Source organism: Neorhizobium sp. DAR64860/K0K1 (assembly GCF_050500205.1).
In the GTDB taxonomy this organism is placed as follows: domain Bacteria; phylum Pseudomonadota; class Alphaproteobacteria; order Rhizobiales; family Rhizobiaceae; genus Neorhizobium; species Neorhizobium soli.
This window is the reverse complement of sequence record NZ_CP191459.1, coordinates 1,551,800-1,566,892: the sequence shown is the minus strand read 5'-3', so window position 1 is coordinate 1,566,892 and position 15,093 is coordinate 1,551,800. Positions and strand designations below refer to the sequence as shown.

10 protein-coding genes are annotated in these 15,093 nt (G+C 61.5%); 1 reads left to right on the top strand and 9 read right to left on the bottom strand.

Features of this window, described 5'->3' with window-relative positions; genetic code table 11:
- Window positions 1-8: 8 nt before the first annotated feature.
- Both mfd and ACQY1J_RS12120 read right to left on the bottom strand, forming a co-directional pair.
- Entirely contained in the window at window positions 9-3,539 is a 3,531-nt protein-coding gene (gene mfd, locus ACQY1J_RS12125; RefSeq protein ID WP_430251637.1) for a transcription-repair coupling factor, read from the bottom strand.
- On the bottom strand, window positions 3,536-3,859 hold the full coding sequence (locus tag ACQY1J_RS12120; RefSeq protein WP_062456798.1) for a succinate dehydrogenase assembly factor 2: 324 nt from the start codon (window positions 3,857-3,859) through the stop codon (window positions 3,536-3,538). The genes mfd and ACQY1J_RS12120 overlap by 4 nt, the downstream gene beginning before the upstream one ends.
- A 91-nt stretch (window positions 3,860-3,950) precedes the next feature.
- Here ACQY1J_RS12120 and recG point away from each other — a divergent pair, with 91 nt between their 5' ends.
- A complete protein-coding gene (recG, locus tag ACQY1J_RS12115) occupies window positions 3,951-6,056 on the top strand; it encodes an ATP-dependent DNA helicase RecG (RefSeq protein WP_430251635.1) in 2,106 nt (701 codons plus the stop codon).
- On the opposite strand, the gene ACQY1J_RS12110 is transcribed toward recG, so the two are convergent.
- The 7 genes from ACQY1J_RS12110 to ACQY1J_RS12080 form a co-directional block, all read right to left on the bottom strand.
- Window positions 6,053-6,772, bottom strand: coding sequence for a DUF502 domain-containing protein (locus tag ACQY1J_RS12110; protein WP_430251633.1), 720 nt, complete (start codon window positions 6,770-6,772; stop codon window positions 6,053-6,055). The two genes, recG and ACQY1J_RS12110, sit on opposite strands and share 4 nt — an antisense overlap.
- A gap of 96 nt (window positions 6,773-6,868) precedes the next feature.
- Complete coding sequence (gene glmS, locus ACQY1J_RS12105) at window positions 6,869-8,695, bottom strand: glutamine--fructose-6-phosphate transaminase (isomerizing) (protein WP_430251631.1); 1,827 nt, start codon at window positions 8,693-8,695, stop codon at window positions 6,869-6,871.
- Between the two features lie 203 nt (window positions 8,696-8,898).
- A complete protein-coding gene (gene glmU / locus ACQY1J_RS12100) occupies window positions 8,899-10,254 on the bottom strand; it encodes a bifunctional UDP-N-acetylglucosamine diphosphorylase/glucosamine-1-phosphate N-acetyltransferase GlmU (protein WP_430251629.1) in 1,356 nt (451 codons plus the stop codon).
- A 132-nt stretch (window positions 10,255-10,386) separates the two neighbouring features.
- Complete coding sequence (locus ACQY1J_RS12095) at window positions 10,387-11,460, bottom strand: BMP family ABC transporter substrate-binding protein (RefSeq protein ID WP_430251627.1); 1,074 nt, start codon at window positions 11,458-11,460, stop codon at window positions 10,387-10,389.
- A gap of 45 nt (window positions 11,461-11,505) precedes the next feature.
- Window positions 11,506-12,420 carry an ABC transporter permease gene (locus ACQY1J_RS12090; protein ID WP_062456779.1) on the bottom strand — a complete coding sequence of 305 codons (915 nt, stop codon included), beginning with the start codon at window positions 12,418-12,420 and terminating at the stop codon, window positions 11,506-11,508.
- Entirely contained in the window at window positions 12,420-13,505 is a 1,086-nt protein-coding gene (locus tag ACQY1J_RS12085; RefSeq protein WP_430251625.1) for an ABC transporter permease, read from the bottom strand. The genes ACQY1J_RS12090 and ACQY1J_RS12085 overlap by 1 nt, the downstream gene beginning before the upstream one ends.
- The gene (locus ACQY1J_RS12080; RefSeq protein WP_430251623.1) at window positions 13,495-15,090 is read right to left on the bottom strand and encodes an ABC transporter ATP-binding protein; all 1,596 of its coding nucleotides are present in this window, start codon (window positions 15,088-15,090) and stop codon (window positions 13,495-13,497) included. Before ACQY1J_RS12080 ends, ACQY1J_RS12085 begins: the two co-directional genes overlap by 11 nt.
- Window positions 15,091-15,093: the final 3 nt, after the last annotated feature.

The following is a 15,093-nucleotide window of genomic DNA, read 5'->3' as shown; positions in this document are numbered from 1 at the left end:
GAGCCGTTTCAGGTCTTCGCCAGTTCCGCAAACTGCGTCATCACCTGGGCTGCAGCTGTCAGACGCTTCGTCGGCGTCGGCAGGTCGCGGTTGAGGAAGATGCTCTGGTCCGGCCTGATCTTCGCAAGCGATCCCTGCTTGGCGATATAGCCGACCAGCGCCGCCGGGTTGGGGAACTGCTTGTCGCGGAAGACGATGACCACGCCCTTCGGACCGGCATCGACCTTCTCGACATTCGCCTTGCGGCAGAGCGTCTTGATATAGACGACCTTGAGCAGATTCTGCACCTCGGGCGGCATCGGCCCGAAGCGATCGATCATTTCCGCGCCGAACCCGTCGATCTCCGACAGTTCCTGCACTTCGCCGAGACGGCGATAGAGACCCATGCGCAGATGCAGATCCGGCACGTAGTTCTCCGGGATCATCGTGGTGATGCCGACGGAGATCTGTGGTGACCAACCGGTATCGAGGATCTCGTCTTCGCCCTTCACTTCGGCAACCGCCTCCTCCAGCATCTGCTGGTAAAGCTCGAAACCGACTTCCTTGATGTGACCAGACTGTTCCTCGCCGAGAAGATTGCCGGCGCCGCGGATGTCGAGGTCGTGGCTTGCCAGCTGAAAACCGGCGCCCAACGTATCGAGCGACTGCAGCACCTTGAGGCGACGGTCCGCCATCTGGGTGAGCGTCTTGTTGACTGGCAGCGTGAACAGCGCAAATGCCCGAACCTTCGAGCGCCCAACGCGGCCACGCAGCTGATAGAGCTGCGCCAACCCGAACATGTCGGCCCGGTGCACGATCAGCGTGTTGGCGGTCGGCACGTCGAGACCGGATTCGACGATCGTGGTCGAGAGAAGAACGTCATACTTGCCGTCGTAGAAGGCATTCATGATGTCTTCCAGCTCTCCCGCAGCCATCTGGCCATGCGCAACGGCCACCTTGAGTTCCGGTACGTCCGACTGCAGGAACGCCTGGATATCGGCAAGATCCGCCAGCCGCGGGCAGACGTAGAAACTCTGACCGCCGCGGTAATGCTCACGCATCAGCGTCTCGCGGATGACCAAGGGATCAAACGGCGAGATAAAGGTTCGCACAGCCATGCGGTCGACCGGCGGCGTGGTGATCAGCGACAGTTCGCGAACGCCCGTCATGGCCAGCTGCAGCGTGCGCGGGATCGGCGTCGCAGACAGCGTCAGCACATGCACGTCGGTCTTCATGTCCTTCAGCCGTTCCTTGTGCTTGACCCCGAAATGCTGCTCCTCGTCGATGATCAGAAGGCTCAAGTTGGCGAACTGGATGCTGTTGCCCAGAAGCGCATGGGTGCCGACGACGATATCGACCTTGCCCTCGGACAATTCCTTCTTCGTCAGCGCCAGTTCTTTCGCGGGCACAAGACGCGAGGCCTGGGCGATCCGGATCGGCAGCCCGCGGAAGCGGTTGGTAAACGTCTTGAAATGCTGGCGTGCGAGCAGGGTCGTCGGAACGACGACTGCAACCTGAGCACCGTTCATCGCGGCAAAGAAGGCCGCGCGCAGCGCCACTTCGGTCTTGCCGAAGCCGACGTCGCCGCAAACCAGGCGGTCCATCGGTCGACCGGCTGCCAGATCGTCACGCACCGCCTCGATCGCGGTTTCCTGATCTTCCGTCTCGTCATAGGGGAAGCGGGCAGCGAACTCGTCGTAGAGCCCTTCCGGCGTTGCGAGAACCGGCGCACGACGCACCATGCGCGTCGCAGCGATCCGGATCAGATCGCCGGCCATATCCAGCAGGCGCTTCTTGAGCTTGGCCTTGCGGGCCTGCCAGGCGCCGCCACCAAGCTTGTCGAGATTGGCTTCCGCTGCATCCGACCCATAGCGGGAGAGAAGGTCGATGTTTTCGACGGGCAGGAAGAGCTTCGCCTGGTCTGCATAATGCAGTTCCAGGCAGGCACGCGGCGCTCCGGCGGCCTCGATCGTGATCAGGCCGACGAACTTGCCGATACCGTGTTCGGCGTGGACGACAAGCGATCCTTCATCGAGACCCGCAACTTCGGTCAGGAAATCGGCTCCACGCTTGCGGCGCTTGCCGCGCCGAACCATGCGGTCGCCGAGAATATCCTGCTCGCCGATCACAGCGATATCGCCCGTCTCGAAACCCGCCTCCAGGCTCATCACGGCGGACGCCGCCTCGCCTTTTTCAAGCTTCTGCAGGTCCGACAGCTTCTCGATCGGCTTGATACGCTTCAGGCCGCGTTCATCCAGAACCTGCAGAAGTCGGTCGAGCGAGCCGGCGGACCAGCCGGTGATCAGAACCTTCGTGCCTTCGGCGCGCTTGTCGGCGATGTGCTTGACGACGAGATCGAAAATATTGACGCGAACGTCGCTATCGGAATCGTGCTCCTGGGTCTCGGACCCGGTCTCCGCCTGACTTTTCGCCCAGCGCGGCCCCGTATGGGCATCCAGCGTCAGAACCGGACGGCCGGCGGAATCCATCTCGTTGAAGGGCGTCAGCCTGATGGCGGCCACCTGATCGAGCGTTTCCGCAAACGACTTGCCGTCGAGATAAAGCTGGCCCGGCGATACCGGCTTGTAGGGCGTTGCCTGTGCGGCGGCACCCTTGCCCAGGCTCGCCTGATCGCGGCGTGCCTCGAAGTAGTCGGTGACGAGCTTTGAGCGCTCAGTCGCCGCTTCGCGTGCATTGTGATCCGTGACGATCCGGAAACCGCGCAGATAGTCGAATGCGGTCTCGAGCTTCTCGTAAAATAGCGGGAGCCAGTGTTCCATGCCGGCGTAGCGACGCCCCTCGGACACGGCCTGATAGAGCGCGTCGTCACGGTTGGCAGCGCCGAACAGCGAAAGGTAATTCGTGCGGAAGCGGCTGATCGTGTCGGGCGTCAGCGTCACTTCGCTCATCGGGTTGAGATCGAGCGAGCGGGCCTGACCTGTCGTGCGCTGGCTTGCCGGATCGAACGACCGGATCGTTTCCAGCGTATCGCCGAAGAAATCGAGCCGCACCGGCTCTTCCGTTCCGGGCACAAACACGTCGAGAATACCGCCGCGCACAGCGAATTCGCCGACTTCACGAACCGTCGAGACGCGGTCGAAGCCGTTGCGCTCAAGCCGCGCGGCAATATCGTCCATCCGGATCACGTTGCCGGGCTTGGCTGAAAACGCCAGGCTTTCGATCACCGAGGCTGGCGCGATCTTCTGCAACATCGCATTGACGGTGACGAGCACAATGGCCGGATGCGGCTTCTTGGCATGCGCGATCAGCCCCGACAGGGCGGCAAGTCTCCTTGCGGAGACATCGGCACTCGGCGACACACGGTCATAGGGCAGACAGTCCCAGGCCGGCAGCGACAGAACCGGAATTTCCGGCGCAACGAAGGACAGCATCTGCTCCAGATCCGGCATCCGCTGGCCGTCCGAGAGAACGTAGGCAACCGACTGTCCGGCCCGCGCCAGTTCCGCAAGAACAAGCGGTTCGGTGCCGGCCGGCACACTGCCGATGGTCAGCGGTGTTGAGGCCGCCGCGATCTTCTTCGCGTTAAATCCGGAAATCATTGGCCGAGTTTCTCTTGCAACGACTCTCTGGTCACGGGATCGAAGTCCGGCTTGTAGGCGGCGATACGCGCAAACAGAGGCGTATTGCGTTCCTCGGGCAGCGCCATAGCGCCGGTGATCCAGGCGTGCAGGTCGTGGTCCTGCTCATCCATGATCACTTCAAACTCGTCCAGTTCCGTATCGGAGAGGTTGGAAATCTCCGCCTCGGCGAAGCTGCCGAACACGAGATCCATCTCGCGAATGCCGCGATGCCAGCAGCGATAGAGAATACGTCGGCGACGGGGGTCGAGATCCGCGCTGGTGCGTGCCAATCCAGTCATAAGCCAGGTCCCTGTTTTGCGGTTCATATAGGATTGTTTTCGGCTCGCGTCACCTTGCCAAATGGGCAAAACTTGCGCCATTTAGCCAACCATGCGCCCTGCCATCCTCGATCCGCTGTTTGCCTCCGTCTCATCGCTGCCCGGCGTCGGCCCGAAGATCGCCGACCTGATCGCGCGTGTCACCGGACGCGAGGATGCGGAAGACTGCCGGGTCGTCGATCTCCTGTTCCATGCGCCCTATTCGCTGATCGATCGCCGCAACCGTCCGGGCATTGCGCTCGCGCCGCAAGGAGCGATCGTCACCATCGAGGGACGCGTCGACCGGCATCAACCTCCACCGGCCAGAACCAACCAGCCCTACCGGGTTTTTCTGCACGACGAGACCGGCGAACTCGCCCTCACCTTCTTCCGGGCAAAGGGAGACTGGCTGCACAAGACGCTTCCGGTCGACGAACAGGTCATGGTCAGCGGCAAGGTCGACTGGTTCAACGGCCGCGCCTCGATGATCCATCCGGATTTCATGGTGAAGGTATCGGAAGCCGAAAACCTGCCGCTTGTGGAACCAGTCTATCCCATGACAGCCGGCCTCTCTTCGAAGACATTCCGCCGGACGATTGAAGCTGCAATCGCGCGCCTGCCCCAGTTCCCGGAATGGGTGGATTTGAGCCTCACGCAGCGTGAGGGCTTTCCTACCGTAACGGAAGCCTTTCAGGAACTGCACGATCCGCAGGACGAAACGGATATCGATCCCCAGTCCAAGGCCCGTCGACGCTTGGCCTATGACGAATTTCTCGCAGGCCAGGTGTCGCTCGCGTTGGTGCGCCAGAAGATCCGCAAAGTGCCGGGACAGCCGATCCGGGTAAAGGGCGAGCTTGCCGCCCGGCTCGTCGCCGCACTGCCCTTTTCGCTGACGCCGAGCCAGAAATCCTCCGTCGAGGATATTACCAGGGACATGGCAGGCGAAGACCGCATGCTGCGGCTGCTGCAGGGCGATGTCGGCGCCGGCAAGACGCTCGTGGCCTTGCTGGCGATGGCGGCCGCCGTCGAAGCGGGGGGTCAGGCAGTGCTCATGGCACCCACCGAAATTCTCGCCCGCCAGCATTTCTCGACGATCTCGAAACTGGCAGGCGCTGCCGGTGTCACGGTCGAACTTTTGACCGGCCGCACCAAGGGCCGCGAACGCGAAGCCATCGTCGAGCGGATCGCCTCGGGCGAGGCCCAGATCGTCATCGGCACCCACGCGCTGTTCCAGGACACCGTCAGCTATCACAGCCTGATGCTGGCGGTCGTCGACGAACAGCACCGGTTCGGCGTGCATCAGCGTCTGCGTCTGACCGCCAAGGGCATATCCCCGCATATGCTCGTCATGACCGCGACGCCCATCCCGCGCACACTGGTGCTTGCTGCCTTCGGCGACATGGATGTGTCCAAGCTGACCGAGAAGCCGGCCGGCAGAAAGCCGATCCAGACCGTAACGATCCCGACCGAACGGATCGGCGACGTCGTCGGGCGCCTGCGCAGCGCCGTCGCAGAGGGAAAGAAAGTTTACTGGATCTGCCCGCTGGTCGAAGAATTGGATGTTTCCGAACTGATGTCGGCCGAGGAACGCTATGCGGTTCTGGCCCGCGAGCTTGGTGCCGGTACTGTCGGCCTCGTGCACGGCCGAATGGCCGGACCGGAAAAAGACGCCGTCATGAGCGCCTTCAAAAACGGCGAGATCCGCCTGCTTGTGGCAACCACGGTCGTCGAGGTCGGCGTCGACGTGCCCGATGCGACAATCATGGTGATCGAACATGCAGAACGGTTCGGTCTGGCGCAGCTCCACCAGCTGCGGGGCCGCGTCGGGCGTGGCGATGAAGCCTCCACCTGCATTCTTCTCTACAAGGGACCGCTCAGCGAGACCGGCCATGCGCGCCTGTCGATCCTTCGCGACAGCGAGGACGGATTTCTGATCGCCGAGGAAGACCTGAAACTGCGCGGCGAGGGAGAACTCTTGGGCACCCGCCAGTCAGGCACGCCCGGGTTCAAGATCGCAAGCCTCGAAGCGCATGCGGATCTTCTCGAAATCGCCCGCAAGGACGCGACCTATCTCCTGGATCGGGATCCGGACCTCACGAGCGAACGAGGCGAAGCCGTACGCGCACTGCTCTATCTGCATCGACGCGACGAAGCGATCCGCTTCCTGCGGGCAGGCTAAACGGCGGTCGGCGGAGTGGTAGTGGCCGGCATGTCCTGCGGTGCCGGCAGGATCGGGACCTCGCCGGGCTTCGGCGTATAGGTCGGAGAAATTAGTCCACCCGAGATCAACAGCTTGGCGCCCTCTTCCGGCGTCATGTCGAGCATGATGATCTGGCTTTTGCGCACGAACATCAGGAAACCTGCCGTCGGAACAGGCGTCGGTGGCATGAACACCGCCACCATCTCCTCGCCGTCTGCGTTGAGCTTCTCGGCAATCTCGCCCTGTGCATCGCCGGCAATGAACACCAGCACCCAGGTGCCGGGTGTCGGAAACTCCACCATGCCGCACTTCTTGAAGGACGTGGACTGTTCCTTCAGGACCGTCTCGAGGATCTGTTTGACGCTCTTGTAGATCGTCCGGATAAGCGGCATCTGGTTGAGGATCGACTCACCGAAACTGACGATCGAGCGACCGATCAGGTTCCTGCCGAGAAAGCCGATGATGGTGATCATCACCATGGCCAGCAGCAGACCCGTGCCGGGAATCGTTACGTCGAAGTAGTACTGGGGGTCGTAACGCTGCGGAATGTACGGCGTTACCCAGCTATCGGCCCAGTCGATGAAGGTAAAGGTCAGCCATATCGTGATCGCCAAAGGCGCGCATATGATCAGGCCGGTGAGGAAGTTGTTTCTGAGCCGACCGGCCAGCGATAGGCGCTCTGGACTGTCGCTCATGAAAATTCCTTAAGTGAGACGTCGATTGCCGCATTCATACAATGCGACAATGCAAGATGGATTGCTGCGATGCAAGGGAAAGCGACCCCTGCCCGATCACTCCACAGTGACGGATTTCGCAAGGTTGCGTGGCTGATCCACATCGGTGCCCATAAACACCGCCGTGTGGTAGGCAAGCAGCTGGATCGGCAGCGAAAAAATCATCGGCGAAATGATTTCGTCCACGTTCGGCAGCACGATCGTCGCCATCGTCGGAAGCTTCGAGGCCGCAGCGCCCTTTTCGTCGGTAATGAAGATGATCTTGCCGCCGCGGGCCGCCACTTCCTGCATGTTCGACACGGTCTTTTCGAAGAACCGGTCATGCGGCGCAATGACGATGACGGGCATGTGCTCGTCGATCAGAGCAATCGGTCCGTGCTTCAACTCGCCGGCTGCGTAGCCTTCCGCATGAATGTAGGAAATTTCCTTCAGTTTCAGAGCACCTTCGAGTGCGAGCGGATAGCTCGTGCCGCGCCCGAGATAGAGCACATCCTTGAAGCGCGAAAGTTCACGCGAAAGCGCCTCGATCTGCGGCTGGATATCGTTCAATACCCGGCTCATGATTCGCGGCATCTCGGCTAAGTGCTTTACCATCGCCTTCTCGTCGCTCTCCGTCACTGTCCCGCGGACGCGACCGGCGCCGATCGAAAGAGCCGCCAGAACCGCGAGCTGGCAGGTGAACGCCTTGGTCGAGGCGACACCTATCTCCGGTCCTGCGAGAATTGGAAACACTGCATCCGATTCGCGCGCGATCGTCGATTCGCGGACGTTGACGATGGCGCCGATCTTCAGTCCCTGTTCCTTGCAGTAGCGCAGGGATGCGAGCGTATCGGCGGTTTCGCCGGACTGCGAGATAAACAGCGCCGCCTGGCTGGGCGACAGCGGCAGTTCGCGGTAGCGGAATTCCGAGGCGACGTCGATCTCGACGGGAAGGCGAGCGTACCGCTCGAACCAGTATTTGCCGATCAGACCGGACAGATAGGCCGTACCGCAGGCGGAGATCGCGAGACCGGACACCGTCGAGAAATCAATCGCCGTATCCGTCGGCTTCACCGTGTTGGTGGCAAAGTCGATGTAATGGGCAAGCGCATGGGAGATGATCTCCGGCTGCTCGTAGATCTCCTTCTCCATGAAGTGGCGATGGTTGCCCTTGTCGACCATGAAGGTCGCGGCCTGCGAAATCTGGCTCTTGCGGGTAACAGGCCTGCCTTCGTAGTCGATGACCTCGAGACGATCATGGGTGATGATGGCGCAGTCGCCATCGACCAGATAGGTGATCTCGTTGGTGAAGGGCGAAAGCGCAATCGCATCCGATCCTAAGAACATCTCTCCCCGACCATGACCGACGGCAAGCGGCGGTCCGAATCGCGCCGAAAAGATCGTGCCGGGCTCGTCCTCGAACATCACGACCAGCGCATAGGCGCCGGAAACGCGGTTGAGCATGGCAAGCATCGCTTCGCGGTGCCCCAGGCCTTCGCGCGTGTAATGCGCCAGCAGATGCGCGACGACTTCCGTATCCGTCTGGCTGGTGAAGACAGCCCCGTCGGCGATCAGTGCGTCCTTGAGTTCGGAGAAATTCTCGATGATGCCGTTATGAACAACCGCGACTCCGTCGACGAAATGCGGATGCGCGTTCGTCTCGTTCGGAACGCCATGCGTCGCCCAGCGGGTATGGGCAATGCCGATCGTGCCCGGCAGCGGCTCTCCGTCGAGCTTCTTTTCGAGGTTGAACAGCTTGCCCTCGGCGCGGCGGCGATCGAGCTTGCCGTCGTGGATGGTGGCGACGCCAGCGGAATCATAGCCGCGGTATTCCAGCCGTCGCAACGCCTCGACCAGACGCGTCGCTACCGGCTCATGGCCTACGATCCCGACAATCCCGCACATATAGGCCTCTCCAATTCTTCTCGTTCGATCGCGAAGTCCTAGCCGATTGCCCTCGCCGTGCAATCACCGGCGCGGTCACTTTCGATGTCGAACAGTAACGCGAAATCCTTAATGGGTCGGACCTGCCGCTGCGGCCTGTTCGAAGCAGTTCTTGCCCCTCCCGCAGCGACGGATCCTTCCGTCTTCAATGTAGCCCCGGACGGCTACTTCGCCTTCGATGCCTTGATCGCCAGCGCCCGCTCGCGAATGACCTTCGCGCGGCCCGGCTTCACGTCCTGCCGGGCGCGACCAAGGGCCAGCGCATCATCAGGCACATCCTCGGTAATCACACTGCCTGACGCGACATAAGCCCCGTCGCCGATCGACACCGGCGCAACCAATGACGAGTTGGATCCGATAAAGCTGTTCGCGCCGATCCGGGTCTCATGCTTGTTGACGCCGTCATAGTTGCAGGTGATCGTGCCGGCACCGATATTGGCAAGCGCGCCGATGACGGCATCGCCGATATAGGTCAGGTGGTTCACCTTGGCGCCCTCGCCGACCTTGCCGTTCTTCACCTCGCAGAAATTTCCGACCTTCGAGCCCTCGGCGAGATCAGCACCTGGGCGAAGACGCGCGAATGGCCCGACTGTCGCACCCGAACTGACATGCGCACCTTCGATATGGGAAAACGCGTGAATGACCGCACCGCTATCGATCGTCACCCCGGGTCCGAACACCACATTCGGCTCGATCAGCGCGTCCTGTCCGATCTGCGTGTCGAAAGCAAGGAAAACGGTTTCCGGCGCAATCATGGTGACACCGGACACCATTAGTTCATGTCGGCGACGCTCCTGCCACAGGCGCTCGATGTAAGCCAGTTCCGCCCGGTTGTTGCAGCCGGTCAGTTCCGTTTCGGGCGCATCCACGGCAACGACCTTGCCGCCGTTCGCCCGGGCGATCTCCACGAGATCCGTCAGGTAGTACTCACCCTTGGCATTGGCATTGCCGATCTGTTCGAGTAGGGCCAGAGCCTTGGCACCGTTGATTGCCATTAGGCCGCTATTGCACCAGGTGACCTTGCGTTCCTCGTCAGTCGCATCCTTCTCCTCCCGGATGGCGACAAGTTCGCCATTATCCACGAGAAGACGGCCATAGCCGGTCGGCTTGTCCGTGTGGAACCCGATGACCACGACATCGGCGCCCTTCTGCAACTCAGCCCGAGCGGCCATGAACGGGGCAGCGGTGATGAGCGGCACGTCGGCATAGGCCACCAGAACGTCGTCGAAGCCTTCAGCGATGGCGTCACGCGCCGCGAGAACTGCGTGTCCGGTGCCAAGCCGCTCCGTCTGCAGGAAGGCTTTGACCGATACCCCGTCGATCGCACCTGCCTTGGCGACCTTGTCCGCATCCCGACCGACGACCAGTGCTGCGTCCGTCATGCCGGCCGAAGCGACCGCTGCCATCACATGCGCGATCATCGGCCGCCCGGCGACCGAATGCAGCACTTTCGACATGGACGATTTCATTCTCGTACTGTCGCCAGCGGCAAGAATGACGGCAAGGCAGGAACGGCTCATTTCAGAATCTCCTTCGGCGATCGCCGCCTGTGTAGCAGCAACTGTCTTGAAGGGCGATAAACGGCATATGTCCATCAGAAACAAAAAGGGCGCCGATGAGGGCGCCCTTTCAAACTCAGACTGGAGACGAGCTCACTTCGGCAGCTGGTCGTCCACACCCTGGATGTAGAAGTTCATGCCGAGCAGAACGCCGTCCTCGGCCTTTTCGCCGGCCTTCAGCCACTCGGAACCGTCCTGTTTGTTGATCGGGCCGGTGAACGGATGCAGTTCGCCGGACTTGATCTTGGCTTCGGTCTCTTCGGCCATCGCCTTTACGTCGTCAGGCATATTGGTGTAGGGCGCCATCGTGAGAATGCCGTCCTTCAGGCCGTCCCAGATCTGCTCGGACTTCCAGGAACCGTCGAGAAGTGCCTTGGTGCGCTTGATGTAATAGGCGCCCCAGGTGTCGACGATCGCAGTCAGCTGGGTCTTCGGACCGGCAGCGATCATGTCGGAGGCCTGACCGAATGCGAAAATGCCGCGCTCGGCTGCAACCTGCATCGGTGCCGTCGTGTCGGTGTGCTGGGTCAGGATGTCGACGCCCTGGTCGACCAGTGCCTTGGCGGCATCGGCTTCCTTGCCCGGGTCGAACCAGGTGTTCGCCCATACGACCTTGAGCTTGAACTCAGGATTGACCGACTTTGCGCCGAGTTCGAAAGCATTGATGCCCATCACCACTTCCGGGATCGGGAAGGATGCGATGTAGCCGGCAACGCCCTTCTTCGACATTTTCGCAGCGATCTGGCCCTGGATATAACGGCCTTCGTAGAAGCGCGAATTGTAGGTCGCGAGGTTCGGACCAGCCTTGAAGCCGGTCGCATGTTCGAACTTCACGTTCGGGAATTTCGCGGCAACCTTCACGGTCGCATCCATGAAGCCGAACGAGGTCGTGTAGACGATCGCGCAACCGGAGCGGGCCATGCGCTCGATCGCGCGCTCCGCATCCGGACCTTCCGGAACGCTTTCGAGGAACGGCGTCTCGATCTTGTCGCCAAGCGCCTTTTCCAGCTCGATACGGCCGCGATCATGCGCCTGCGTCCAGCCGCCATCGGTCTTGGAACCGACATAGATGAAGCAGACCTTCTTCTTTTCCTGGGCCTGCGCGCCGGTCGAGAAACCACCCAGAAGGGCGGCCGACGCGGCTAGGGCGATAATCAGTTTCTTCATTTCCTAAACCTCTATTGGCTTGAAGACGGGGTGTGCTTACCGCGGTCACCGATCGGGGACGAATGCCTTTCCGAGCGAAGCCGGCGTATTGATGAGCGTCGTGCGACGATTATGCGAGATGATGATGAGGACGACAATAGTCGCCACGTAAGGAAGTGCGGACAGAACCTGCGACGGTATGCCGATACCGAACGCCTGCGCATGCAGCTGCCCGATCGTCACGGCCCCGAAAAGATAGCCGCCGGCGAGAACCCGCCATGGCCGCCACGAAGCAAAGACGACGAGCGCAAGCGCAATCCAGCCGCGTCCAGCCGACATGTTTTCCACCCATTGCGGCGTATACACAAGCGACAGCTGCGCACCGGCAAGACCCGCACAGGCGCCACCGAACAGCACTGCCAAATAGCGCGTGCGGATGACGTTGATGCCGAGCGCATGCGCCGATCCGTGGTTGTCGCCGATCGCGCGAAGCTTCAGGCCGCGACGGCTCTTGAACAGGAACCAGTTGATGCCGATGACAAGCGCGATAGACAGATAGAAGGTGAGATCCTGCGCGAAGAGAACGCGGCCGAAAAAGGGAATATCGGACAGGAGCGGAATGACGATCGGCTGCAGCTTGATGCCCGGCTGGCCGACGAAGCTCTCGCCGAGCTGGCCGGAAATGCCGAGACCCAGGATCGTCAGCGCCAGTCCCGTCGCCACCTGGTTTGCCACCAGCGTCAGCGTCAGGAACCCGAACAGCAGCGAGAACAGCCCACCGCCGACAATGCCGGCGACGATGCCGATATAGGGCGAACCGGTCATCTGCGTCGCCGCAAAGGCGCAGACGGCGCCCATGATCATCATGCCTTCGACGCCGAGGTTAAGCACACCGGCACGTTCAGTGACGAGTTCGCCGAGCGCTGCGATGACGAGCGGCGTTGCGGCAGTGATGACGGTCAGAAGGATCGCCTCGAACATCAGCCCTTCGCCTCCGCCTGGCTTCCGGCAAAGATCAGTCGGATGCGGTAATGGATCAGCGTATCGCAGGACAGAACGAAGAACAGCAGCAGGCCCTGGAAGACGCGGCTCGCTTTATCGGAAATCCCGATCGAAAGCTGGGCCGCCTCACCACCGAGATAGGTGAGCGCCAGAACGAGGCCCGACGCGATGATTCCGAGCGGATTGAGACGCCCCAGAAACGCAACGATGATCGCGGTGAAACCGTATCCGGGCGAGATAGACGGCTGTACGTGGCCGATCGAACCGGACACTTCCGAGATCCCCGCAAGCCCGGCAAGCCCGCCGGAGACCAGCATCGAGAACCACACCATCCGACGCGCCGAAAAGCCGGCGAAACGCCCTGCCCGTTCCGACTGGCCGAGCACCTGAACCTCGAAACCCTTCAACATGAAGCGCATCATGAACCAGAGCGCGACAGCGGCAATGATCGCGAACGCAAAGCCCCAATGGGCCCGGCCGGAGGCCAGCATTTCCGGCAGCACCGCTTCTATCTGGAAGCTCTTCGTCTGTGGAAAATTATAGCCCTGCGGGTCACGCCAAGGGCCGCGGACCAGCCAGTCGAGAAACAGCTGCGCGATATAGACCAGCATCAGGCTGGTCAGGATTTCGTTGGTGTTGAAACGCGTCTTCAAAAGTGCGGGAATGCCCGCGTAGAGCGCGCCGCCGGCAATGCCCATCAGAAGCATCAGCGGCAGGATCATCGGCGAATGCCACTCGGGATAGAGAACCGGCAGGATCGAGCCCGTGATCGCCCCGATCGTGAACTGACCCTCGGCGCCGATATTCCAGTTGTTGGAGCGGTAACAGATCGAAAGCCCGACCGCGATCAGGATCAGCGGCGCAGCCTTGACGGCCAGTTCATGCAGCGACCAGACCTCCAGCAGCGGCTCGATAAAGAAACTGTAGAGTGCAGATCCCGGGTTCTTGCCGAGCGCCCAGAACAGGATCGCCCCGCCGATCAGGGTCAGCACCAGCGCCAGAAGCGGCGAAAGAACCGAAAACAGCGTCGAGACGCGGGCACGCTTTTGCAGTTCAATGCGCATGCGTTGCCTCCGGCGAGGACGGCATGGCGTCAGGGATGGAATGGCTCTCATGGATGCCACCCATCATCAGCCCGATCCGCTCCAGCGACAGGCTGCCGACCGGATGCGGCTCCGACAATTTGCCCTCCGAGATAACAGCGATATTGGTTGCCACCTCGAAAATCTCATCAAGGTCCTGGCTGATCACGACGACGGCGGAGCCGGATTTCGCGAGATCGATCAGCGCCTGACGGATCCGGCTCGCAGCACCGGCATCGACGCCCCAGGTCGGCTGGTTGACGATCATGATCGAAGGCTGCCGATCGAGTTCGCGCCCCACGACGAATTTCTGCAGATTGCCTCCCGAAAGCGAACCGGCCAGCGGATCCTCTCCACTCTTGCGCACGTCCATCTGCTGGCAGATGCGTTTGGTGGCAGAGCGGATCGCACCGGAACGCACGATCGACGCCAGACCGCCCGACAAAAATGCCTTGCGGTCCGGCTGGCTGCGCGCCAGAAGCAGATTGTCGGTCAACGACATGCCGGGTACGGCAGCATGACCATGCCGCTCCTCGGGCACGAAACTCGCCCCGAGCAACCGCCGCCCGTTGATGCCGGTGCGCCCCACCGCCTTGCCGCGGATCTTGATCCTGTCGTCATCGGCAACCGGATACTCGCCAGACAGCGCATCAAAAAGTTCGCTCTGGCCATTGCCCGCAATGCCCGCAATCGCGAGGATTTCGCCCGCGCGCACGCGCATAGAAATGTTCTTGAGACTGACCGCGAATGGCGAGCGCGCCTTCACGGTCAAATCGGTCACATCGAGTTGAATGTCCCCGAGCGCCACCGCCTCGTCCCGATGCACCGCGGCAACTTCGGTACCCACCATCATCCGGGCAAGTGACGCTGGCGTCTCCCGCCTCGGATCGCAGGCGCCGGTCACCTTGCCGTGGCGAAGAACGGTGGCGCGGTCGCAGATGCGACGCACTTCCTCCAGCCGGTGGCTGATATAGAGCACCGAGCGGCCCTCGGACTTCAGCTTGAAAAGCGTCTCGAACAACCGGTCCGCTTCCTGCGGCGTGAGCACGGAGGTCGGCTCGTCGAGAATGATCAGCTTCGGGTTCTGGAGGAGAGCCCGCACGATCTCGATCCGCTGGCGTTCACCGACCGAAAGGTCGGCCACATGCGCATAAGGATCAAGCGGCAGTCCGTACGCCTTGGAAAGCGAGGCAGCCTCTTCGGCGATCTTGGCAAGTGGTGTCTTCGGATCGAGCGAGAGCGCGATGTTTTCGGCAACCGTCAGCGCTTCGAACAGCGAGAAGTGCTGAAACACCATGCCGATGCCGAGCTGCCGGGCTTCCCCAGGCGAACCAATCGTCACCGGGTTCCCCTGCCAGACAATCTGCCCGCCCGATGGCTGAAGCACGCCGAACAGCATCTTTACGAGAGTGGATTTGCCGGCACCGTTTTCCCCAAGCAGCGCATGGATTTCGCCCGGCGCGATATCGAGATCGATACCAGTGCACGCAGCAAAATCGCCGAACAGCTTCGTCAGTCCACGGACCGACAAAAGCGAAGCAGCCTGCTCGCTCTCGGAAAAAGTCACGAC